Annotated in this window: 20 protein-coding genes, 2 tRNA genes and 1 pseudogene; 14 read left to right on the top strand and 9 right to left on the bottom strand. The window is 72.5% G+C overall.

The window, feature by feature from the left end; all coding sequences use genetic code 11:
• The 3 genes from IF45_RS31495 to IF45_RS0120235 form a co-directional block, all read right to left on the bottom strand.
• The coding region (locus IF45_RS31495; protein ID WP_033240827.1) for a DUF742 domain-containing protein at positions 1-384 on the bottom strand (384 nt) is incomplete at its 3' end.
• Positions 385-513: 129 nt separating this feature from the next.
• Positions 514-927, bottom strand: coding sequence for a roadblock/LC7 domain-containing protein (locus tag IF45_RS0120240; RefSeq protein WP_003951074.1), 414 nt, complete (start codon positions 925-927; stop codon positions 514-516).
• A gap of 9 nt (positions 928-936) precedes the next feature.
• Positions 937-4674 (bottom strand): sensor histidine kinase, encoded by a 3738-nt coding sequence (locus IF45_RS0120235; protein WP_030308760.1) that lies wholly within the window; start codon positions 4672-4674, stop codon positions 937-939.
• Positions 4675-5294: 620 nt separating this feature from the next.
• Here IF45_RS0120235 and IF45_RS0120230 point away from each other — a divergent pair.
• From IF45_RS0120230 to IF45_RS0120205, 6 genes and pseudogenes are all read left to right on the top strand, one after another.
• Positions 5295-5597 carry a hypothetical protein gene (locus IF45_RS0120230; RefSeq protein WP_003951077.1) on the top strand — a complete coding sequence of 101 codons (303 nt, stop codon included), beginning with the start codon at positions 5295-5297 and terminating at the stop codon, positions 5595-5597.
• A 130-nt stretch (positions 5598-5727) separates the two neighbouring features.
• Positions 5728-6504 carry a fumarylacetoacetate hydrolase family protein gene (locus IF45_RS0120225; RefSeq protein WP_030308759.1) on the top strand — a complete coding sequence of 259 codons (777 nt, stop codon included), beginning with the start codon at positions 5728-5730 and terminating at the stop codon, positions 6502-6504.
• Positions 6497-7990 carry a glutamate--tRNA ligase gene (gltX, locus tag IF45_RS0120220; RefSeq protein ID WP_008411788.1) on the top strand — a complete coding sequence of 498 codons (1494 nt, stop codon included), beginning with the start codon at positions 6497-6499 and terminating at the stop codon, positions 7988-7990. The genes IF45_RS0120225 and gltX overlap by 8 nt, the downstream gene beginning before the upstream one ends.
• Before the next feature lie 104 nt (positions 7991-8094).
• Positions 8095-8820: pseudogene (locus tag IF45_RS31945) on the top strand (HAD family hydrolase); the annotation flags it as partial.
• 8 nt (positions 8821-8828) lie between these two features.
• Positions 8829-8901 (top strand) — tRNA-Glu (locus IF45_RS0120210).
• A 135-nt stretch (positions 8902-9036) separates the two neighbouring features.
• Positions 9037-9109, top strand: a tRNA-Glu gene (locus IF45_RS0120205).
• A 71-nt stretch (positions 9110-9180) separates the two neighbouring features.
• Here the strand turns inward: IF45_RS0120205 and IF45_RS0120200 are convergent.
• On the bottom strand, positions 9181-9867 hold the full coding sequence (locus IF45_RS0120200) for a MerR family transcriptional regulator (protein WP_003951081.1): 687 nt from the start codon (positions 9865-9867) through the stop codon (positions 9181-9183).
• Positions 9868-9984: 117 nt separating this feature from the next.
• Here IF45_RS0120200 and IF45_RS0120195 point away from each other — a divergent pair, with 117 nt between their 5' ends.
• Positions 9985-10464, top strand: a complete 480-nt coding sequence (locus IF45_RS0120195) for a DUF4188 domain-containing protein (RefSeq protein ID WP_030308758.1) — start codon at positions 9985-9987, stop codon at positions 10462-10464.
• 103 nt (positions 10465-10567) lie between these two features.
• Here the strand turns inward: IF45_RS0120195 and ndgR are convergent, their stop codons facing one another.
• Complete coding sequence (gene ndgR / locus IF45_RS0120190; protein ID WP_003951083.1) at positions 10568-11284, bottom strand: IclR family transcriptional regulator NdgR; 717 nt, start codon at positions 11282-11284, stop codon at positions 10568-10570.
• A 176-nt stretch (positions 11285-11460) separates the two neighbouring features.
• Between ndgR and leuC the strand changes: the two genes are divergently transcribed.
• The 4 genes from leuC to IF45_RS0120170 all read left to right on the top strand — a co-directional run bounded on the left by leuC (position 11461) and on the right by IF45_RS0120170 (position 15041).
• Complete coding sequence (leuC, locus tag IF45_RS0120185) at positions 11461-12879, top strand: 3-isopropylmalate dehydratase large subunit (protein WP_018895591.1); 1419 nt, start codon at positions 11461-11463, stop codon at positions 12877-12879.
• A 6-nt stretch (positions 12880-12885) separates the two neighbouring features.
• Entirely contained in the window at positions 12886-13479 is a 594-nt protein-coding gene (gene leuD / locus IF45_RS0120180) for a 3-isopropylmalate dehydratase small subunit (protein ID WP_010641979.1), read from the top strand.
• A 506-nt stretch (positions 13480-13985) separates the two neighbouring features.
• A complete protein-coding gene (locus IF45_RS0120175) occupies positions 13986-14213 on the top strand; it encodes an SCO5555 family protein (protein ID WP_003951086.1) in 228 nt (75 codons plus the stop codon).
• Between the two features lie 174 nt (positions 14214-14387).
• Positions 14388-15041, top strand: coding sequence for an HU family DNA-binding protein (locus IF45_RS0120170; protein ID WP_030308757.1), 654 nt, complete (start codon positions 14388-14390; stop codon positions 15039-15041).
• Positions 15042-15151: 110 nt separating this feature from the next.
• Here the strand turns inward: IF45_RS0120170 and IF45_RS33680 are convergent, their stop codons facing one another.
• Together IF45_RS33680 and cofC are read right to left on the bottom strand one after the other, a co-directional pair.
• Positions 15152-15358 carry a hypothetical protein gene (locus tag IF45_RS33680; protein ID WP_030308756.1) on the bottom strand — a complete coding sequence of 69 codons (207 nt, stop codon included), beginning with the start codon at positions 15356-15358 and terminating at the stop codon, positions 15152-15154.
• Between the two features lie 89 nt (positions 15359-15447).
• Positions 15448-16152 carry a 2-phospho-L-lactate guanylyltransferase gene (cofC, locus tag IF45_RS0120160; RefSeq protein ID WP_015507040.1) on the bottom strand — a complete coding sequence of 235 codons (705 nt, stop codon included), beginning with the start codon at positions 16150-16152 and terminating at the stop codon, positions 15448-15450.
• Between the two features lie 161 nt (positions 16153-16313).
• On the opposite strand from cofC, the gene IF45_RS0120155 reads away from it, so the two are divergent.
• The 3 genes from IF45_RS0120155 (at position 16314) to IF45_RS0120145 (ending at position 19453) form a co-directional block, all read left to right on the top strand.
• The gene (locus IF45_RS0120155; RefSeq protein WP_003951088.1) at positions 16314-17120 is read left to right on the top strand and encodes a lysophospholipid acyltransferase family protein; all 807 of its coding nucleotides are present in this window, start codon (positions 16314-16316) and stop codon (positions 17118-17120) included.
• Positions 17117-18127: an NAD(P)H-dependent glycerol-3-phosphate dehydrogenase gene (locus IF45_RS0120150; RefSeq protein ID WP_003951089.1), complete on the top strand. Its 1011-nt coding sequence runs from the start codon at positions 17117-17119 to the stop codon at positions 18125-18127. Before IF45_RS0120155 ends, IF45_RS0120150 begins: the two co-directional genes overlap by 4 nt.
• 153 nt (positions 18128-18280) lie before the next feature.
• Entirely contained in the window at positions 18281-19453 is a 1173-nt protein-coding gene (locus IF45_RS0120145) for a D-alanine--D-alanine ligase family protein (RefSeq protein WP_003951090.1), read from the top strand.
• An 80-nt stretch (positions 19454-19533) separates the two neighbouring features.
• Here the strand turns inward: IF45_RS0120145 and IF45_RS0120140 are convergent, their stop codons facing one another.
• A complete protein-coding gene (locus tag IF45_RS0120140) occupies positions 19534-20019 on the bottom strand; it encodes a DUF3515 domain-containing protein (RefSeq protein ID WP_030308755.1) in 486 nt (161 codons plus the stop codon).
• A gap of 20 nt (positions 20020-20039) precedes the next feature.
• On the bottom strand, positions 20040-20273 hold the full coding sequence (locus IF45_RS0120135) for an Lrp/AsnC family transcriptional regulator (protein WP_003951092.1): 234 nt from the start codon (positions 20271-20273) through the stop codon (positions 20040-20042).
• Positions 20274-20342: the final 69 nt, after the last annotated feature.

Raw genomic sequence — 20342 nt, 5'->3', positions numbered from 1 at the left:
CCTTTCGAGCAGTGTCACGTCTGGCTGGCCCCCGGCGTTCTCGTCGCCGCCGGGCTGATGGATGGCGACAAGCCCGGCCTCCGCCAAGTCGGCGACAAGAATCCGGGCGACGCCGAGGGGCATCGACAGCAGGGCCGACACCTCCGCCACCGACTTGACCTCGCGGCAGAGGTGGCAGATCCGCTGATGTTCGGGAAGCAGCCCCTGCAACTGCGCCGGGTCGGCCGTGGTGCTGATCAGCGCCTCGATGGCGAGCTGGTAGCGGGGCCTGGTCCGGCCGCCGGTCATCGCGTACGGACGGACCAGCGGTTGGTCACCCTCCTCGCCGTACGAGGCATGCTGGGAAGCTCCGTACGGGTCGTGAGAGGGACTGGGCGGGGTCATGAATCCTCCGGGCGGGACAGCAAGGGGTCTGCGTGCCGTCTGACTAGGCCGGCGGTGGGGGGAAGGCTTGAGCGGCCGGGCTGAGTGATGATCGGACGGTGGTACGGCCGTACGTCGTGCGGGGTCGGGCTAGTGCAGGAGGCTTCCCTGGAGTTCGGCGCGCAGGTCCGGCGTGAGCACGGCGCCCGCGCGGTCGACCAGCAGCGCCATCTCGTAGCCGACCAGGCCGATGTCGCACTCCGGGTGCGCCAGCACCGCGAGGGACGAACCGTCCGAGACCGACATGATGAAGAGGAAGCCGCGCTCCATCTCGACCACGGTCTGGTTGACCGGGCCGCCCTCGAAGATCCGGGAGGCCCCGGCGGTCAGCGAGGTCAGACCCGAGGCGACCGCGGCGAGCTGATCGGCGCGGTCCCGCGGGAAGCCTTCGGACATCGCGAGAAGGAGTCCGTCGGCGGAGACCACCACCGTGTGCGACACCCCGGGGGTGTTGTCCACGAAATTGGTGATCAACCAGTTCAGATTCTGTGCCGCCTGGCTCATCGGACTCAACTAACGCTCCTGCTGGTGAGAGGGGCCGGGGTAGCCACCGGTCCGGGAGCCGTCGCCCTGCGGCGCGCCCCCCTGACCGCTCTGGTAGCGACCCTGCTGGATGCCCCGACGGAGATTGGTCAGCCGGCCGCGCACGTCGTCTGGGGCGCGCGAGACCTGAGGACCGGTGGGGTGCTGCTGCTGCTCTGCCGTACCCGGCACGAGGTTGGCCTTGGGGACCCGGCGCGGCAGACCGGAGGTGGTGACGCCGCCCGCGGAGGGCTGACGGACCCGCTCGGCCTGCTTGACCAGTTCGTCGTTGGGCGAGGGCCGCCAGGAGCCGGCCACCGGTGCCGCCGGACGCCGCTGCGGCGCCGCCTGCTGCGGGGCCTGCGGCCGCTGCGGCTCCGGACGCTGCGGCAGCGGGGCCTGATCCGGGGTGGCCTGCGGCCGGCCCGGACCCTCCTGAGGCTCGCCGCCCTGACCGCGGAACCAGTTGGTCTCCAGCGTGTCGTAGAGCGGGGTGCCGCCGTCGCCGCGGCCCGACGGCGGCAGGTCGTCCTGTCCGCCGTGCGGCTGCTGCGGCAGACCGGGCCCGTTCTGCCCGAAGGCGTCGTACCCCTGCTGCTGGCCCTGCTGCCCCTGGCCGGCGTAACCGCCCTGGTGGTCCTGGTAGCCGCCGCCCTGGTAGCCGCCCTGCGCACCCTGCTCCTGGGCGGGGACCGCCGGGAACTGCGAGGTCGCGCCGGGGCCGGACAGCTCGTCGTACGGGGCGGCCTGGTCGCCCTGGCCCTGCCCGTACGCCGGGTACTGGCCGGTCGCGGCCGCACCGTAGGCGTCCTGGCCGCCCTGGTACGGGTCGTGCACCGCGGGGAACTGCCCCGTGGAGCCCGGGCCCTGCTGCTCGGAGACGGCCGGGAACTGCGCCGTGGCGTCCGGCTCGTCGTGGCCGCGCGGGGCGTCGTGCGCCGCCGCGTGCTCGGTGGACCAGCTCGGCCGCTGCTGCTCGCCGCCCGGCGCCGCCGGCAGCTCCGCCCGGGGACCGCTCGGCGGCAGCTGACCGCCACCGGAGCGCGGGGGAAGCTGCGGCCTGCGGCGCCCGTCGGCACGCACACCCGGCGCGTTCGGCGGAACGGTGCCGAGGCTGTCCGCCCCGGTGCCGTCCTGCCGCTGGACCGGTATCTGCGGCCGCTGGTCGCGGGCGGGGGCGCCGAACGGGCTCTCGCCGGGGCCGCCCTGACGGGGGTTGCGGTCGGCCGGGGTGCCCTGGCCGCCGCCGAAGAGACCGCCGGGGCCGGACTGCGGGCCGCCCTGGCCGGACCGCGCGGGGGGCCGGTTGCCCTGGCCGCCCTGCGGGCCGGGAGTGGTGGCGCCGAAGAGGTTGGTGGAGCCGCCCTGCTGCTGCGGGGCGTCGCCGCGCATGGCCGCTCCGGGCTCGCGCCCGGGCAGCGCCGCACGGGGCGAGGAGGAGCCGACCTGGCCGCGCGCCTGGCCCGCGCCGAGCTGGCCGCCCGCGCCGCCGGGTCCGCCGGGTCCGCCGGGACCGGGGCGACGGCCGCCGGGACCGGCCTGCGCAACGCTCGCGGCGCCCTTCTTCTGCGGAACCTTCTTGCCGCCCTGGGCGACGTCGACCGGGAGCATGACCAGCGCGGTCGTCCCGCCCGAGTCGGAGGGGCGCAGCTGGATGCGGATGCCGTGCCGCTGCGAGAGGCGGCCGACCACGAACAGACCCATGCGGCGCGAGACGGAGACGTCCACCGTCGGCGGCTGCGCGAGCCGCTCGTTGATCGCGGAGAGGTCCTCGGGGGAGAGGCCGATGCCGGTGTCGTGGATCTCGATCAGCACCCGCCCGTCGGGCAGCGCGTGACCGGTGACCTTGACCTTGGTCTGCGGCGAGGAGAACGAGGTGGCGTTCTCCAGCAGCTCGGCGAGGAGGTGCACGAGGTCGTTGACGACCCGGCCGGCCACGTCGGTGGCGGGCACCGAGGCCAGCTCGATGCGCTCGTACTGCTCCACCTCGGAGGCGGCGGCGCGGAGCACGTCGACCAGCGGGACGGGGCGCGTCCACCGGCGGCCCGGCTCCTCACCGGCGAGGACCAGGAGGTTCTCGCCGTTACGGCGCATGCGGGTCGCGAGGTGGTCGAGCTTGAAGAGCGAGGAGAGCTGGTCCGGGTCGGCCTCGCGGGACTCCAGCTCGGAGATGAGCGAGAGCTGACGCTGGATCAGGCCCTGGCTGCGGCGCGAGAGGTTGGTGAACATCGCGTTGACGTTGCCGCGCAGCAGCGCCTGGTCGGCGGCGAGGCGGACCGCCTCGCGGTGCACGTCGTCGAAGGCCGCGGCCACCTTGCCGATCTCGTCGCGCGAGTGCACACCCACGGACTCCACCGAGGTGTCCACGTCCTGCGGGTCCGACTCGGAGAGCTGCTGGACCAGCTCGGGCAGCCGCTCCTGGGCGACCTTGGTCGCGGTGTCCTGGAGCCGGCGCAGCGAGCGGATCATCGACCGGGACACCACGAAGGCGCCGACCAGCGACACCCCGAGGACCAGGAAGATCAGCGCACCGTTGATGTACGCGTCGCGCTCCGCCTCGTTGCGCAGCTCACGGGCCTTCTGCTCCATCTCGGTGAGCAGGGTGGTCTCGATGCGCTGCATCTGGTCGAGCTCGGCGGAGGCGTCGTCCAGCCAGTCGCGGTACGAGCGCTTGTCCAGCATCCGCATGCCGTTGGGCTCGGTCAGCACGCGCTTGGCGTAGGCGTTGGCCTCGGTGATCGTCGCGTTGTTGCCGAGCGGCTTCAGCAGGGTCTCGGCGTTGCCGTCGTAGACGCCGCCGAGGATGGCGAGGGAGCCTTCCTCGTTCTTGAAGGCGTTGGAGCCGTAGCGGCGGTCGGTCTCGGAGAGCTCGCCGTAGCTGCGGTCGTTGGCCGGCAGGGCGGCGGCGATCACGGCCCGCTGGATCGAGGCGTACTCCTTGGCGGAGGAGAAGGCCGCGAGCGCGCGGGTGCGCTGGATCATGTCCGGGTTGCTGGTCGCCTGGGCCATGTCGGTCGACAGGTCGAGCAGCTGCTCGATGAGCTGGCTGTAGGCGTCGATCGTCTGGGAGACGGACTGGTCGTCCTGGTACGCCTCCTTGCGGATGTCACCGAGCGTGTAGAGCTGGCTGGTGATCTGCCGGACGTTGCTGCGGACGCCGTCGAGGGCCTGCTCGTCCGCGCTCTCCAGGTCGCGGGTGCCCTCCAGGAACACCTGCCGGGCGCGGTCGGTGTTCTCCCGGTGGCTGCGGACGTCGTAGTCGGTCGCCTTGCCGCCGTGCGTGAGCGGCCCCGCCGACTGGTCGCGCTCGTTCTGCAGCGCGGTCGCGAGCCGGGTGGCGTGCTTGGTCATCTCGGTGAGCAGCTTCATGTTGTCGAGCTGCTCGATCTCGTCCATGGACGAGTTGATACGCATGGCGCCGAGTGAGGTGGCCGCGACCACGGGCAGCGTCAGCAGCGCCACCAGGCGCGTACTGATGCGCCAGTTGCGCAGCGCTATTCGCGAACCGGGGCCGGTGGGCGCCGACGACTTGGCCGGGGCCTCCTCGGCGTTCTCCGCGGCACCGTCCTGGGAGGTGGAGGCGGTGGGAGATGCGCCCGCACGCTCCTTGTCCCGGCCCTTGGCCGGGCCGGTGTTCCGGGCGTGCTGGGTCGACTGGCCGCGGTCACTCCCGCCGCGCGGCTCGGATTCGGCCGCAGCGCTGCCATCCCTCTTGAAACGTCCCTGCACTGGCGTCGCAACCTCTGGACCAGGCGTTCCGCCGCCGTATGCGGTGGAACGGAGTCGATTCGGGGGGCCTTCTCCGATGGATACCGGGCCCCAGGTGGTCGTGATGGACCGGCGCGTCCTCCCCTTTCACCGCCACGCGGCGCTTGTTGCGCCCCCTGCGCGCCGACCGTTTCGAGCGGCGGTCCGGGGAATTTCAGCACAGTGCCGGATCTCCAACAAGGCCCGTGGGTAACCCCGGGACACAGGTGACCGGATGTGAGCACGACATCACCAACGGTGGAAACCGATCCACAACATAACGGACGTTTGCTGACGAGGTGCGAGCTCCCGGCGCGGCTCGCCCGGCTGTCCCAGTCGCCATGATCGGGAGCGGAATGAGGGCTTCAGCGGTGCATTGTCCGATTCCCCTCCTCGAACAACCGGTCCGAACTGTCCGCGTTGTCCGCGACTTCGTGAGGAAACTCACACGAAGATCATGGCTCCTTCTCGACTTTGCGGGGGATGTGCATGTTTAGCCTGACGCTTTACTGGGATGACGCGTCCGGAACGCGAACCGGCACCGCCCACGGCCGGACCCACCACCGGCAGATCCTCGACGCAGACAAGGGCCACAGCAGCAGATGACCACCACCCCGGCGCCCCGCTCCACCGCCAACCCCCGCCGCACCACGCTGGCCCGCCTCGCCGACGCCGCCTCGCTGCAGCGCCCCGCCACGCGCCCCGACGCCGGGACCCTGCCCGCCGCCACGGCCAACCCCCGCCGCACCCTGCTGGCGACCACCCCCGCCGTCACCGGCCCCGCCTACGGCGCGCAGCTCCCCGGCCAGACGGCCAACCCGGTGCGCACCATCCTCATGACGGCCCCGGCCCCCCGCGCGGTTCCGGCCCGGGCGCCCGAGCCGGCCGTCGCCGCCGCCGAGTAGCACCGGCCGCCCCGCACCACTCCCGCCCCGTGCCCCCGGGCCCGCTCCGCGCGGCCCGGGGGCACGGGGCGTTAGCCTGGGGTGTCCGACTTCAGCAGCGTCAGCAGTAGCAGAGGGGCAGCCGCAACCCGTGCGCATCGCCAGGTTCTCCATCGACGGCAATGTCGCCTTCGGGGCGGTCGAGGGTGACAGCCCCGACAGCCTCGTCCTCGACATCATCAAGGGCATCCCGTTCGCCGACTTCGAGCTCTCCGGCACCAGGGTGCCGCTCGACAAGGTCCGGCTCCTGCCGCCCGTCCTCCCCAACAAGGTCGTGGCCATCGGGCGCAACTACGCGGAGCACGCCAAGGAGATGGGCGGAGCCGTCCCCGACGTCCCCGTCGCCTTCTTCAAGCCGTCCACCTCCGTGATCGGCCCCGGCGACCCCATCGCGTACCCCTCCTTCACCGAGGAGCTGCACCACGAGGCGGAGCTGGCGGTCGTCATCGGCCGGATGTGCCGCGAGGTGCCCCGCGAGCGCGCCCGTGACGTGATCCTCGGCTACACCTGCGCCAACGACGTCACCGCCCGCGACGTGCAGCGCCGCGAGGACCAGTGGGCCCGGGCCAAGGGCTTCGACAGCTCCTGCCCGCTCGGCCCGTGGATCGAGACCGACGTCGAGCCGGACGACCTCACCATCCAGTGCACGGTCAACGGCGCCCAGCGCCAGCTCGGCCGCACCAGCGACATGGTCCGCTCCGTCGAGGAACTGATCGTGCACATCACCGAGGCCATGACGCTGCTCCCGGGCGACGTCATCCTCACGGGCACCCCGGCAGGCGTCGGGCCGCTCACCGTCGGCGACGAAGTCGCCGTCTCCATCGAAGGCATCGGCACTCTCACCAACAAGGTGATCAAGCGTGGCTAGCGCACCAGCAACCCCCTCCTCCCCGGTCCGCGTACGGTTCTGCCCGTCGCCCACCGGCAACCCGCACGTCGGACTCGTCCGCACCGCCCTCTTCAACTGGGCCTACGCCCGCCACACCGGCGGCACCATGGTCTTCCGCATCGAGGACACCGACGCCGCCCGCGACTCCGAGGAGTCGTACCAGCAGCTCCTGGACTCCATGCGCTGGCTCGGCCTCGACTGGGACGAGGGCCCCGAGGTCGGCGGCCCGCACGCGCCGTACCGCCAGTCGCAGCGCACCGACCTGTACAACGACGTCGCCGAGCGCCTGGTCGCCGAGGGGTACGCCTACCCCTGCTACTGCACCACCGAGGAGCTGGACGAGCGCCGCGAGGCCGCCCGCGCCGCCGGCCGTCCCTCCGGCTACGACGGCCACTGCCGCGACCTCACGGCCGAGCAGAAGGCCGCCTACGAGGCCGAGGGCCGCAGCCACATCATCCGGTTCCGGATGCCCGACGAGACGATCACCTTCACCGACCTGGTCCGCGGCGAGCTGACCTTCCAGCCGGAGAACGTCCCCGACTACGGCATCGTCCGGGCCAACGGCGCCCCGCTCTACACCCTGGTCAACCCGGTCGACGACGCCCTGATGGAGATCACCCACGTCCTGCGCGGCGAGGACCTGCTCTCCTCCACCCCGCGCCAGGTCGCCCTCTACCAGGCCCTGGTCAAGCTCGGCATCGCCAAGCAGATCCCGGCCTTCGGCCACCTGCCGTACGTCATGGGCGAGGGCAACAAGAAGCTCTCCAAGCGCGACCCGCAGGCCTCGCTCAACCTCTACCGCGAGCGCGGCTTCCTCCCCGAGGGCCTGCTGAACTACCTCTCGCTGCTCGGCTGGTCCTTCTCCGCCGACCAGGACGTGTTCACCGTCCCCGAGATGGTCGCCAAGTTCGACATCGCGGACGTCAACGCCAACCCGGCCCGCTTCGACCTCAAGAAGGCCGAGGCGATCAACGCCGACCACATCCGCATGCTCGACACCGCCGCCTTCACCGAGGCGTGCGCCCCCTGGCTGGTCGCCCCGTACGCCCCCTGGGCGCCCGAGGACTTCGACCAGGCGGTCTTCGACACCATCGCGCCGTACGCCCAGACCCGCCTGACCGTGCTCTCCGACATCACGGCCAACGTCGACTTCCTCTTCCTGAAGGAGCCGGTCTTCGACGAGGCGTCCTGGACCAAGGCGATGAAGGGCGACCCGCTGGCTCTGCTGACCACCGCCCGGGAGAACCTCCAGGGAGCCGACTGGTCCAGCGCCGAGGCCCTCAAGGAGGCCGTCCTCAAGGCCGGCGAGGCTCACGGCCTCAAGCTCGGCAAGGCGCAGGCCCCGGTCCGCGTCGCGGTCACCGGCCGCACCGTCGGCCTGCCGCTCTTCGAGTCCCTCCAGATCCTCGGCAAGGACGCCTCCCTCGCCCGGATCGACGCGGCCCTGGCCAGGCTCGCCGCGTAACCCGCTCCGTACGCCCGTGGGGGCGGTGGCCGCACCGGCCGCCGCCCCCACGGGCGTCCTCGCGCCCCTGGCCTCCCGGCTCCCGCCGGGGCTAGATTCGTCCCATGGGCACGAACCGGATCAAGGCCGTGGTGTGGGACGTCGACGACACGATCTTCGACTACGGGCGCGCCGACCTCGACGGCATCCGCGCCCACCTCGCCGTGGAGGGGCTCCTGGAGGAGCACGGCGGAGAGGAGGCGGCGCTCGCCCGGTGGAAGACCGTCTCGGGGACCCACTGGCGCCGCTTCGTGGCCGGTGAGACCGACTTCGAGGGGCACCGCCGCGACCGGGTGCGGGAATTTCTCGGCACCCCGCTCACCGAGGCCCAGGCGGCGGCCTGGTGGGACCGGTACGTCACGCACTACGAGAGCGCCTGGTCGCTCTTCCCGGATGCCGCGGAGACCCTGGCGGCGGTCGCCGGCCTCTGCCGCCAGGCGGTCCTCTCCAACGCCAGCCTCCTGGTCCAGGAGCGCAAGCTCACCACCCTCGGCGTCCGCGACCACTTCGAGAACGTGGTCTGCGCGGTCGAGCTGGGCATCGCCAAACCCGAGGCCGGCGCCTTCCTGCATGTCTGCGAGGCGCTGGGCCTGGCCCCCGCCGAGGTGGCCTACGTCGGCGACGACCGCGAGGTGGACGGCGTCGGCGCCCGGGACGCCGGACTGCGCTCCGTCTGGGTCGACCGGGACGGCACCCGGGGCCCCGCCCCGGAGGGCGTCGAGCGGATCACCGGGCTGGCCGAGCTGCCTGCGCTGCTGACCGGGCAAACCCGTTTTGGCTCGCAGAGCTCATCTGCAAGGCCCCCGTTGTGTAGCGGCCTAGCACGCCGCCCTCTCAAGGCGGTAGCGCCGGTTCGAATCCGGTCGGGGGTACAGATCCATCCTGCTGATCGTCGGAGTCGCTCTCCACGGTCACGCGGTGACATCACCCGGCGTCGCTCGCCGGGTGGGATCGCTAGGGCCCCCGTTGTGTAGCGGCCTAGCACGCTCGCAGAGCTCATCTGCAAGGCCCCCGTTGTGTAGCGGCCTAGCACGCCGCCCTCTCAAGGCGGTAGCGCCGGTTCGAATCCGGTCGGGGGTACAGAGAAGAAGGGCCTTCCGCATCACGCGGGAGGCCCTTCTTCGTGTGCCGTGACAGGGCGGCGGCGCCCCTCACGGGGCAGGCTCCGCCTCGGTACCGCCACCCTCCCGCGCGGCCAGGCCGTAGCGCCGCTGGGACTCCTCCTCCTGGGCCAGCCGGTGCAGATCCAGCAGGACCGGCTCGTAGAGCACCGCGGCGGCCACCGCCGACTCCACCTGCTCCACCTCGCGCGGGTACCGCTCCATCAGATCCAGGTCGTGGGCGGCCACCTCGGCCATCTGTCGGGCGTACGGCACCAGTTCGGTGGCGTCGCAGACATGGCCGAGGCGGCGCAGGGTGGCGACCGAGGCGACCAGGGAGCGGTGGACGGGGGAGAGGGAGCCCAGTTCGCGCACCCGCTCCCAGCCGACCTCCGTCAGCATGCGGTCGACCTCGGCGGCGGCCTCGCGCGCCGCCTCGTCCTCCTCGGCGGGGCCGGCCGGGGGGCGCGGAAGGGCCCAGAGGGCGGCGCCGAGGCGCATCGTCAGCCCGAGCGAGTCGTCGTCGACCGCCGCCAGGATCTCCCGGGCCGTGGCCACCGGGATCTTCCCGACCTGGATCAGCGCCCGGACCAGCCGCAGCCGGCGCAGGTGGGAGGCGTCGTACGAGGCGCGGGTGGCGTGCACGCGGTGGCCCGGCGGCAGCAGCCCCTCCCGCAGGTAGTACTTGATCGTCGCGGTGGAGACACCGCTCTCTTCGCTCAACTCCGAGAGCCGCATGGGTGCTTGGGGTGCCTTTCCGCTTGCCGCCGGCCATTGGTGAGTGTCACTATCCAGTAAGTGACGGGAGAGCGCCACTATCCGGTGGGGCCTCCACGAGGACGGGGGAACACCACCATGCGGGACAAGATCCAGTTCGGCCGCAGGACGGCGGCGCGCGACGGCGAGGTCGTCGTCCTCCTGATCGGTATGCGCGTCAACCACCTGTGGGCCCTCCACCGCTGGCTGCCGGTCTTCCTCGCCATGCCCGCGATGCTCCGCGAACTGGTCAAGGACCGCTCCGCCGGCCTCCTGCACCACGTACTGCTCACCGGCTCGCCGCGCACCTACTACGTGGTCCAGTACTGGGAGTCCGAGGAGAAACTGCTCGACTACGCCCGGGCGACCGGCCGCAAGCACCACCCCTGGTGGGTCCGGGTCAACCGCTACGCCCGCGACAGCAAGGGCCACGTCGGCATCTGGCACGAGACCTACGTCGTCCCCGCCGGGCACCACGAGTCCATCTACGGCGACATGCCGCCCTTCGGGCTGGGCCGGGCGTACGGGACGGTGCCGCTCGGCGCCGGGGTGGGGGCCCGGGACCGGCTCAAGGTCTGAACGCGGGGGAGCGGGGCGCCCCCGCGCGTGCGAGACCCCGCCGTCCGGATCGTGGACGGCGGGGTCTCGGCTGTGGGGTGCGGGTGGCGGGAAGGGGTGGCCGTCAGCTGGTGCGGCGGAGGGCCTCGGAGAGGCGCTGGGCCGCGTCGATGATGGCCTGGGCGTGCATACGGCCCGGGTGCCGGGTCAGCCGCTCGATGGGGCCGGAGACCGACACGGCGGCCACGACGCGGTTGGAGGGGCCGCGCACCGGCGCGGAGACCGAGGCCACGCCCGGCTCGCGCTCGCCGATCGACTGGGCCCAGCCCCGGCGGCGTACGCCGGAGAGCGCGGTGGCCGTGAAGCGGGCGCCCTGGAGGCCGCGGTGGAGGCGCTCCGGCTCCTCCCAGGCCATCAGGATCTGCGCCGAGGAGCCGGCCTTCATCGTCAGGGTCGAGCCGACCGGCACCGTGTCCCGCAGGCCGGAGAGGCGCTCGGCGGCGGCGACGCAGATGCGCATGTCGCCCTGGCGGCGGTAGAGCTGCGCGCTCTCGCCGGTCACGTCCCGCAGGTGGGTGAGGACCGGTCCGGCCGTCGCCAGCAGGCGGTCCTCGCCGGCCGCCGCGGCCAGCTCGGAGAGCCTGGGGCCGAGGATGAAACGGCCTTGCATGTCACGCGCCACCATGCGGTGGTGTTCCAGAGCCACGGCGAGGCGGTGCGCCGTGGGGCGGGCGAGCCCGGTCGCCGCGACCAGCCCGGCGAGGGTGGCCGGACCGGACTCCAGAGCGCTCAGAACGAGAGCCGCCTTGTCGAGAACGCCGACGCCACTAGAGTTGTCCATGCAACGATACTCGCGTCTCACTCTGTGAAACGCAAGTTCAATTTTCCCGGGAAGTTGCCAGTCTGTACAGGCGGGCACCTCACCGCCCGCTCTGCCACCGCCCCGCACGGGGGTCCGGACGGGGGCGCACCGAATCTCTAGTTGGGCCGGCGACGACGCCGGCCGAAGGGAAAGCGATGGGTAGGACACTCGCGGAGAAGGTCTGGGACGACCACGTCGTCCGGCGCGCCGAGGGCGAGCCGGACCTTCTCTTCATCGATCTGCACCTGCTGCACGAGGTGACCAGTCCGCAGGCGTTCGACGGCCTGCGCAAGGCCGGGCGCGCCGTGCGCCGCCTCGACCTCACCATCGCCACCGAGGACCACAACACCCCCACCCTCGACATCGACAAGCCCATCGCCGACCCGGTCTCCCGGGTCCAGCTGGAGACGCTGCGCAAGAACTGCGCCGACTTCGGGGTGCGGCTGCACTCCCTCGGCGACGTCGAGCAGGGCGTCGTGCACGTGGTCGGCCCGCAGCTGGGGCTGACCCAGCCCGGCACCACGGTGGTCTGCGGCGACTCGCACACCTCCACCCACGGAGCCTTCGGCGCGCTGGCGTTCGGCATCGGCACCAGCCAGGTCGAGCACGTGCTGGCCACCCAGACGCTGCCGATGGCCCGCCCGCGCACCATGGCGATCACCGTCGACGGCGAACTGCCCGACGGCGTCACCGCCAAGGACCTGATCCTCGCCGTCATCACCAAGATCGGCACCGGCGGCGGCCAGGGGTACATCCTGGAGTACCGGGGCTCGGCCATCGAGAAGCTCTCGATGGAGGCGCGGATGACCATCTGCAACATGTCCATCGAGGCCGGCGCCCGGGCGGGCATGATCGCCCCCGACGAGACCACCTTCGCCTACCTGAAGGGCCGCGCCCACGCGCCCGAGGGCCAGGAGTGGGACGAGGCCGTCGCCTACTGGAAGACGCTGCGCTCCGACGACGACGCCACCTTCGACGCCGAGGTCGTCATCGACGCCGCCGACCTCGCGCCCTTCGTCACCTGGGGCACCAACCCCGGGCAGGGCGCGCCGCTGAGCAGCCGGGTGCCGGATCCCGCCTCCTTCGAGGACCCCTCCGCGCGGTACGCCGCCGAGAAGGCACTGGAGTACATGGGTCTGCGGGCCGGGCAGGCGCTGCGCGACATCAAGGTCGACACCGTCTTCGTCGGCTCCTGCACCAACGGCCGTATCGAGGACCTGCGGGCCGCCGCCGGCATCGTCAAGGGCCGCAAGGTGGCCGACGGTGTGCGGATGCTGGTGGTACCCGGCTCCGCCCGGGTCGGCCTGCAGGCCGTCGAGGAGGGCCTGGACACCGTCTTCAAGGAGGCCGGCGCCGAATGGCGGCACGCGGGCTGCTCGATGTGCCTGGGCATGAACCCCGACCAGCTCGCCCCCGGTGAGCGCTCCGCCTCCACCTCCAACCGCAACTTCGAGGGGCGCCAGGGCAAGGGCGGCCGCACCCACCTGGTCTCGCCGCAGGTGGCCGCCGCCACCGCCGTCACCGGGACGCTCGCCTCGCCCGCCGACCTCACCGACGTACCCGCGGGAGTCTGATCAGCCATGGAAGCCTTCACCACGCACACCGGCCGGGCCGTCCCGCTGCGCCGCAGCAACGTCGACACCGACCAGATCATCCCCGCGCACTGGCTCAAGAAGGTCACCCGCGACGGCTTCGAGGACGGGCTCTTCGAGGCCTGGCGCAAGGACCCGGAGTTCGTCCTGAACAAACCCGAACGCGCGGGTGCCACCGTCCTGGTGGCCGGGCCCGACTTCGGCACCGGCTCCTCGCGGGAGCACGCCGTCTGGGCGCTCCAGAACTACGGCTTCAAGGCGGTCATCTCCTCCCGCTTCGCCGACATCTTCCGCGGCAACTCGCTGAAGAACGGCCTGCTCACCGTCCTGCTCGACCAGGAGGTCGTCGACGCCCTGTGGGAGCTCACCGAGAGCGACCCCACGGCCGAGATCACCGTCGACCTCCAGGACCGCGAGGTCCGCGCCGCGGGCGTCACCGCCCCGTTCGAGCTGGACGAGAACTCCCGCTGGCGCCTGCTGAACGGCCTGGACGACATCAGCATCACGCTGCGCGAGGAGGAGGCCATCGCGGCCTACGAGTCGGGCCGCCCGGCCTTCAAGCCGCGCACCCTGCCCGTCTGACCCGATCCCCGCACCGCCACCGCGCCCCCGCTCCCACCGGAGCGGGGGCGCGGCGTTCGTGCGTCCGGGCACCCGAACGGTCCAGTGGGGCGCGGGGAAATGTGCGGGAGCCGCGAGCCCGGGACCGGTGCCCGTGGCGGGACCGGTGCCGCGGCCGTGGCCGGGCCCGTGCCGGGTTGGCCGCCGGGTGCCCGGGAAGGCGCCCTACAGCATGGGAATGCCCTGGACGCCAAAGGTGTTCGGAGTTGGCGTGAAAGTGCCCCTCGGGGTCGGCTCCGGAAGGCGGAAGGGGCCATCCGGCTGACCCTGCGGCGAGTTGACGCGGCCACTCGGACGACACCCGGAAGGGTGGTCCCCGTACCGGTCAAGTGTGCTGGCAGAAGCGGGAGTTGGCCCTCTTTCGCATGGTGGGGCGCAGGTTGCTCCCTCCTTCTGAAAGGGTGGGCCCCGCGCGGCAGTTGCCCCCCTGTGGGGCGACAACTCGCCGCAGATGGCACAATCGGCGCATGGAACGCGACAGCGAGATCGAGCTCTACGACGTTGTCGCCGACCGGCTGAAAGAAGCGCACTCCCGAGTGCGCGCGCTGCAAGTCCCGGAGGACGTCCGCAGGGCGCTCTCCCGAAAGCTGCTGGCCATTACGGCCGTGGCAAAACACGATCTCGCGGCGGCGGCCCGACGTCTGGACCGCTTCACGGCAGAGCTCGACGAAGGGCGATTCCCCGAAGATCTCTGAGCGTCAAGTGAGCCCCCGCAGGAGCCTCAAGGCCCCTTCGTGGAGCGACAGGTCGCCTCCGTTGCGGCGCACGGGTGATTAGCCCGTTTCGTGTTTGATTTGCGGTATATATCTGCCTACCGTGCGAAAAAGCTTGAACACATTGGTTCTGGCAATGCCTCCGAAGGGGAAGACGTGAACAAGGCGCAGCTCGTAGAAGCGATTGCCGACAAGGTCGGCGGTCGTCAGAACGCCGCCGAAGCCGTCGACGCGGTGCTCGACGCGATGGTCCGCGCGGTGGTGGCCGGGGAGCGGGTCTCCGTCACCGGCTTCGGGTCCTTCGAGAAGGTCGACCGCCCCGCCCGGTACGCCCGCAACCCGCAGACCGGCGAGCGGGTCCGGGTGAAGAAGACCTCCGTGCCCCGCTTCCGGGCCGGCCAGGGCTTCAAGGACCTGGTGAGCGGGACGAAGAAGCTCCCGAAGAACGACGTGGCGGTGAAGAAGGCGCCCAAGGGCAGCCTCACCGGCGGGACCAAGACCACCGCGAAGGCCGCCGCCAAGAAGGCGACCGCGAAGAAGGCCTCGGCGGCGAAGAAGACCACCGCCACCGCCAAGAAGGCGACCCCGGCCAAGAAGACCACCGCCACGGCGAAGAAGACCACCGCCGCCGCGAAGAAGACCACCGCCACGGCGAAGAAGGCCACCCCGGCCAAGTCGACGGCGAAGAAGGCCACGGCCAAGAAGACGGCCCCGGCGAAGAAGGCCACCGCCACCAAGGCCCCGGCCAAGAAGTCCTCGGCCCGCAAGACCACCGCCAAGAAGACCACGGCGACGGCTCGCAAGAAGTGACGAAGTAGCGGACCGCCGCGGAGCCTTCGGACACGGCCGGACCACGCGCATCGGGCCGGGCCCCCCTCGGGGAGCCCGGCCCGCGGCGTGTCCGGCACCCGGCCGGCGGCTCAGAAGGTCTGGAGGGTCACCAGCGTGATGCGGGGGGCGCCGTCCGCGCCCGGGACGGTCTCGACGCGCACCCGCTGGCCCGGGCGGAGCATGCGCAGCCCGCCCGCGTCGAACGCCGCCGCGTCGAAGGGCACCGGGGTGCCGTCGTCCAGCAGCACACTGCCGCCACGGGTCTCGGGGTCGTACGTGTACGCGGTCGCCTGCATGCCCCGCAGCGTAGCCGTCGCGGGCGGGGCGGGGCGGGACGGGGGAGGTGCGGGGCGCGCGGCGTACCGCGCCGTGCGGGGCGGCGTGTTCAGCCCGGCGGGGCCGTCGACGCGCGGGGTGCGGCCGCCTCGCGCAGCGCCGCCAGGGCCGCCGAGGTGTGCGGGCCCGGCCCCAGCTCGCGGGCGGCGCGCAGATCGGCCGGGGTGTCCACGTCGCGCCGTACGCCCGGCACCGCGCCCGGGGCCAGTTCGACGGCGCCCGCCGCGGCGTGCCGGGCGCGGGAGGGGCCGCCGAACCGCGGCGTGAACGGGGCGCCCGGCGCCGCCGCCAGCAGCGTCGTACCGATCCCGGCGGCGTCCGCGAGGAAGGAGCGCGGGTGGGCGGCGGCCGCCGCGAGGACGCGTTCCAGCTCGGCGGGGCGCAGCGCGGGCAGGTCGGCGTTGAGCGCGGCGAGCGCCGCGCGGGGCCGCGCCGCGCGCACCGTGCGGGCGCCGTGCGCCAGGGCCGCGTTCAGCCCCGCCGCCGGGGTGTCCTCCGTCACCCGCGCCCCGAGCGCCGCCAGCGCCGCGCCGGCCCGGGCGTCGTCCGTGACGACCACCACATCGCGGACCGCCGCACAGTCCAGCGCGGCGGCCACCGTGTCCTGGGCGAACGCCAGCGCGAGCCGGGCCCGCGCCGCGCCGTCGAGCGCCGGGGCCAGCCTGCTCTTGGCCAGCACAAGGGGTTTGAGAGGGACGACCAGGCTCCAGGAGGCCGCCGGGCCCGCGTCGGGTTCAGTACGCATCCTGGTCATTCTCGCCCTCTCCCGGGCCCGCCCCGCCGCCGGTGCCTGGCGGCGCCGCGCGAGGGTGGGCGTACGGTGTTCTCGACAGAAAGGGGACCCGGGGCGACACTTGTGCGTCCGCCCCAGGGCGCAGATCGCATCCCAGGGTCCGCGAAGAGGAAGGTGCCCGAGTGTCCCGCCGCAGAATCGGCTTCTGGTACCGCTTGGCAGCGGTCATCGCAAAACCGCCGCTGGTGCTTCTGTTCAAGCGGGACTGGAGCGGAATGGAGAACATTCCGGCTGACGGCGGATTTATCACCGCGGTCAATCACAACTCGTATCTCGACCCGCTGTCCTACGCTCACTACCAGTACAACACCGGACGCGTTCCGCGATTCCTGGCGAAGAACGGGCTCTTCGGGAAGGGATTTGTCGGCGCCGTCATGCGCGGCACCGGGCAGATTCCCGTCTACCGCGAAACCACCAATGCGCTGGACGCCTTCCGGGCCGCCCTGGACGCCATCGAGCGCGGCGAGTGCGTCGCCTTCTACCCCGAGGGCACCCTCACCCGCGACCCCGCGATGTGGCCGATGACCGCCAAGACCGGCGCCGCCCGGGTCGCCCTGCGCACCCGCTGCCCCGTCATCCCCGTCGCCCAGTGGGGCGCCAACCTCGCCATGCCGCCGTACGCCAAGGAGAACAAGCTCCGGCTCCTGCCGCGCAAGACCCTCCAGGTGAAGGCCGGCCCGCCGGTCGACCTCAGCGCGTACTACGACCTCGAACCCACCCCCGAGGTGCTGCGCGAGGTCACCGAGACCATCATGGCGGCCGTCACCGCACTGCTGGCCGAGATGCGCGGCGAACCCGCCCCCGCCACCCCGTACGACCCCCGCACGGCCCGCCTGAAGCAGCGGCGGACCGGTGTGCGCCCGCAGCCCCCCGCCCCGGCGGTGTGCGAGAGCGCGCCGGGGCAGAAGTCAGGAGAGAACAACCAGTGACACCCCCGGTCAAGGCAGCGGTCTTCGGAACCGGCTCCTGGGGAACGGCGTTCGCCATGGTCCTCGCCGACGCGGGCTGCGAGGTCGTCCTGTGCGCCCGCCGCCAGGAGGTCGCCGACGAGGTCAACACCGCGCACACCAACTCCGGCTACCTGCCCGGTGCCGTGCTGCCCGCCTCGGTGCGGGCCACCACCGACCCCGCCGAGGCCGCCGCGGACGCGGACTTCACCGTCCTCACCGTCCCCTCCCAGACGGCGCGCGCCAACCTCACCACCCTCGCCCCGCTGCTCGCCCCCGACACCGTGGTCGTCTCCCTCATGAAGGGCGTCGAACTCGGCTCCGCGATGCGGATGAGCGAGGTCATCGCCGACACCGCCAAGCTGCCCCCCGAGCGGATCGCCGTCGTCACCGGCCCCAACCTCGCCCGGGAGATCGCCGCCCGGCAGCCCGCCGCCGCCGTGGTCGCCTGCACCGACGAGGACGTCGCCCGGCGGCTCCAGGCCGCCTGCCACACCCCGTACTTCCGCCCCTACACCAACACCGACGTGGTCGGCTGCGAACTGGGCGGTGCCGTCAAGAACGTCATCGGCCTCGCCGTCGGCATCGCGGACGGCATGGGCCTCGGCGACAACACCAAGGGCTCCCTCATCACCCGCGGCCTCGCCGAGACCACCCGGCTCGGCCTCGCCATGGGCGCCGACCCGATGACCTTCTCCGGCCTCGCCGGCCTCGGCGACCTGGTGGCGACCTGCTCCTCGCCGCTCTCGCGGAACCACACCTTCGGCACCAACCTCGGCAAGGGGATGACGCTGGAGGAGACCATCGCGGTCACCAAGCAGACCGCGGAGGGCGTCAAGTCCTGCGAGTCCGTGCTCGACCTCGGCCGCCGGCACGGCATCGACATGCCCATCACCGAGACGGTCGTCGGCATCGTGCACGACGGGAAGCCGCCGCTGGTCGCCCTCAAGGAACTGATGAGCCGCAGCGCCAAGCCCGAGCGCCGCTGACCGGACCGGACGCACCGCTTCCGACCTGCCGCCTCGCGCCGCACGCCGCCCCACGGGGCGCCCGCCGCGCGGTGCGGCGGTCGGGTGCCCCCGGCGCGACAGGGCCCCTCGGGCGCTGACGAGCGGCCTACCAGCAGGTACGCTCGTCGCGATATGAGCAGCGAGAACTCCCCCCAGAACCCGGCCCTCCCCGAGCCCGGAACCGAACCCCGCAAGCCGCGCGTCGCCGTCGTCTTCGGCGGGCGCAGCTCCGAGCACGGCATCTCCGTGGTCACCGGCGGCGCCGTCCTGGGCTCCATCGACCGCTCCCGGTACGACGTCCTGCCCATCGGCATCACCACCGAGGGCGGCTGGGTGCTCACCGCCGACGAGCCCGCGCGGATGGCGATCACCGAGCGCACCGTCCCCGACGTCGACGCGCTCGCCGAGCCCGGCGAGGGCACCGTCGTCCTCCCCGTCGCCCCCGGCAACCGCGAGGTCCTCTACAGCGAGCCCGGCTCGGTGCCGAAGGCCCTCGGCGACGTCGACGTGGTCTTCCCCGTCCTGCACGGCCCCTACGGCGAGGACGGCACCTTCCAGGGTCTCCTGGAACTGGCCGGCATCCCGTACGTCGGCTCGGGTGTCCTCGCCTCCGCCGTCGGCCAGGACAAGGAGTACATGAAGCGGGTCTTCACCTCCTTCGGGCTGCCGGTCGGCCCGTACCTGGTGATCCGCCCCCGCGAGTGGGACGCCGACGAGGCCGCCGCCCGCGCCCGTGTCATCGACTTCGCCGGTGAGCACGGCTGGCCGCTCTTCGTGAAGCCCGCCCGCGGCGGCTCCTCCGTCGGCATCACCAAGGTCGACGGCCCCGAGGGGCTCGACGCGGCCCTCGCCGAGGCCCGCCGCCACGACCCGAAGGTCCTCGTCGAGTCGCTGCTGCGCGGCCGCGAGATCGAGTGCGGCGTCCTGGAGTTCGAGGACGGGCCGCGCGCCAGCGTCCCCGCCGAGATCCCGCCGGTCCAGGCCCACGACTTCTACGACTTCGAGGCCAAGTACATCGACTCGGCGCCCGGCCTGGTACCCGCCCCGCTCACCGAGGAGCAGACGGCGGAGGTGCAGCGCCTCGCCGTCGAGGCCTTCGAGGCCGCCTCCTGCGAAGGGCTGGTGCGCGCCGACTTCTTCCTCACCGAGGACGGCGGCTTCGTCATCAACGAGATCAACACCATGCCCGGCTTCACGCCGATCTCCATGTACCCGCGCATGTGGCAGGAGTCCGGCGTCGACTACCCGGCCCTGGTCGACCAGCTGGTGCAGGCGGCGCTGCGCCGGTCCACCGGGCTGCGCTGAGCCGCACGGCGGGAGCGAGCGGTCCGCCGCGGAGCCGGGGCCCCCTCACGGGTGCTCCGGCTCCGCGTCTGTGCGGCCGGTCAGTCGGCGATGCCCTCCGGTACCGCCTCGGTGATCGACGGGGCGAGGTCGCTGAGCGGCGCGAGCCCTTCCGGTACGTGCTCGGCGGGCAGCGCCACCTCCACGTACGCGCGGCGCAGCGTGGTGGTGAAGCGGAACGAGCCGTCGCCCGGCTGTTCCATGAGCCAGCCGACACCGTCGGCCTCCACGCCCTCGGCGTCGGGGTCGTTCATCGCGCCGGGCCTCGGCACCCCGCAGCGCAGTATGATCGCCGGGCTGCCCCACCCCGCGGTCAGTGCCGACTCCGGTTCCGGATCGTTCCGTTCCATGCCGGCGACGCGCTGCGGAAGCCGGTCGTCCAGCTTGTGGCAGAGGGCGGCCGTCGCGCTGTCGGGCCCGGGAACCGCGGCGGCCGGCCGGCCGGCCGTGGAGGAACAGCCGGCGACGGCGGCCAGCAGCAGCGCGGCGGCGGCAGACCGGAGGGACCGGCGACGGGTGAGGTTCACCGGGCCAGCGTAGACGGGGGCTACAGATGCACGACCGGGCAGGTCAGGGTGCGGGTGATGCCGTCCACCTGCTGGACCTTGGCGACCACCATGCGGCCCAGTTCGTCCATGGTGTCGGCCTGCGCCCGCACGATCACGTCATAGGGACCGGTCACATCCTCCGCCTGGATCACTCCAGGAATGGTGCCGATGAACTCGGCGACGGCCGAAGCCTTCCCGACCTCGGTCTGAATCAGTACATACGCCTGTACCACGGAACCTCCAGGGCGGCCACGAGGATCATGTGGGGGAAAGGGTCGTCACGTTATCGCGTCCGCGCCCGC

Origin of the sequence: Streptomyces albidoflavus (assembly GCF_000719955.1) — a bacterium.
Taxonomy (GTDB): Bacteria; Actinomycetota; Actinomycetes; order Streptomycetales; family Streptomycetaceae; genus Streptomyces; species Streptomyces albidoflavus.
This window is presented reverse-complemented; position numbering and strand designations above follow the sequence as displayed.

Coding starts and splice junctions, on each gene's coding strand:
- ndgR (WP_003951083.1), bottom strand. CDS start 11,284: ATGGACAACTCTAGTGGCGTCGGCGTTCTCGACAAGGCGGCTCTCGTT.
- IF45_RS0120230 (WP_003951077.1), top strand. CDS start 5,295: ATGACCACCACCCCGGCGCCCCGCTCCACCGCCAACCCCCGCCGCACC.
- IF45_RS0120200 (WP_003951081.1), bottom strand. CDS start 9,867: ATGCGGCTCTCGGAGTTGAGCGAAGAGAGCGGTGTCTCCACCGCGACG.
- IF45_RS33680 (WP_030308756.1), bottom strand. CDS start 15,358: ATGCAGGCGACCGCGTACACGTACGACCCCGAGACCCGTGGCGGCAGT.
- leuC (WP_018895591.1), top strand. CDS start 11,461: ATGGGTAGGACACTCGCGGAGAAGGTCTGGGACGACCACGTCGTCCGG.
- IF45_RS0120175 (WP_003951086.1), top strand. CDS start 13,986: ATGGAACGCGACAGCGAGATCGAGCTCTACGACGTTGTCGCCGACCGG.
- IF45_RS0120145 (WP_003951090.1), top strand. CDS start 18,281: ATGAGCAGCGAGAACTCCCCCCAGAACCCGGCCCTCCCCGAGCCCGGA.
- leuD (WP_010641979.1), top strand. CDS start 12,886: ATGGAAGCCTTCACCACGCACACCGGCCGGGCCGTCCCGCTGCGCCGC.
- IF45_RS0120240 (WP_003951074.1), bottom strand. CDS start 927: ATGAGCCAGGCGGCACAGAATCTGAACTGGTTGATCACCAATTTCGTG.
- IF45_RS0120195 (WP_030308758.1), top strand. CDS start 9,985: ATGCGGGACAAGATCCAGTTCGGCCGCAGGACGGCGGCGCGCGACGGC.
- cofC (WP_015507040.1), bottom strand. CDS start 16,152: ATGACCAGGATGCGTACTGAACCCGACGCGGGCCCGGCGGCCTCCTGG.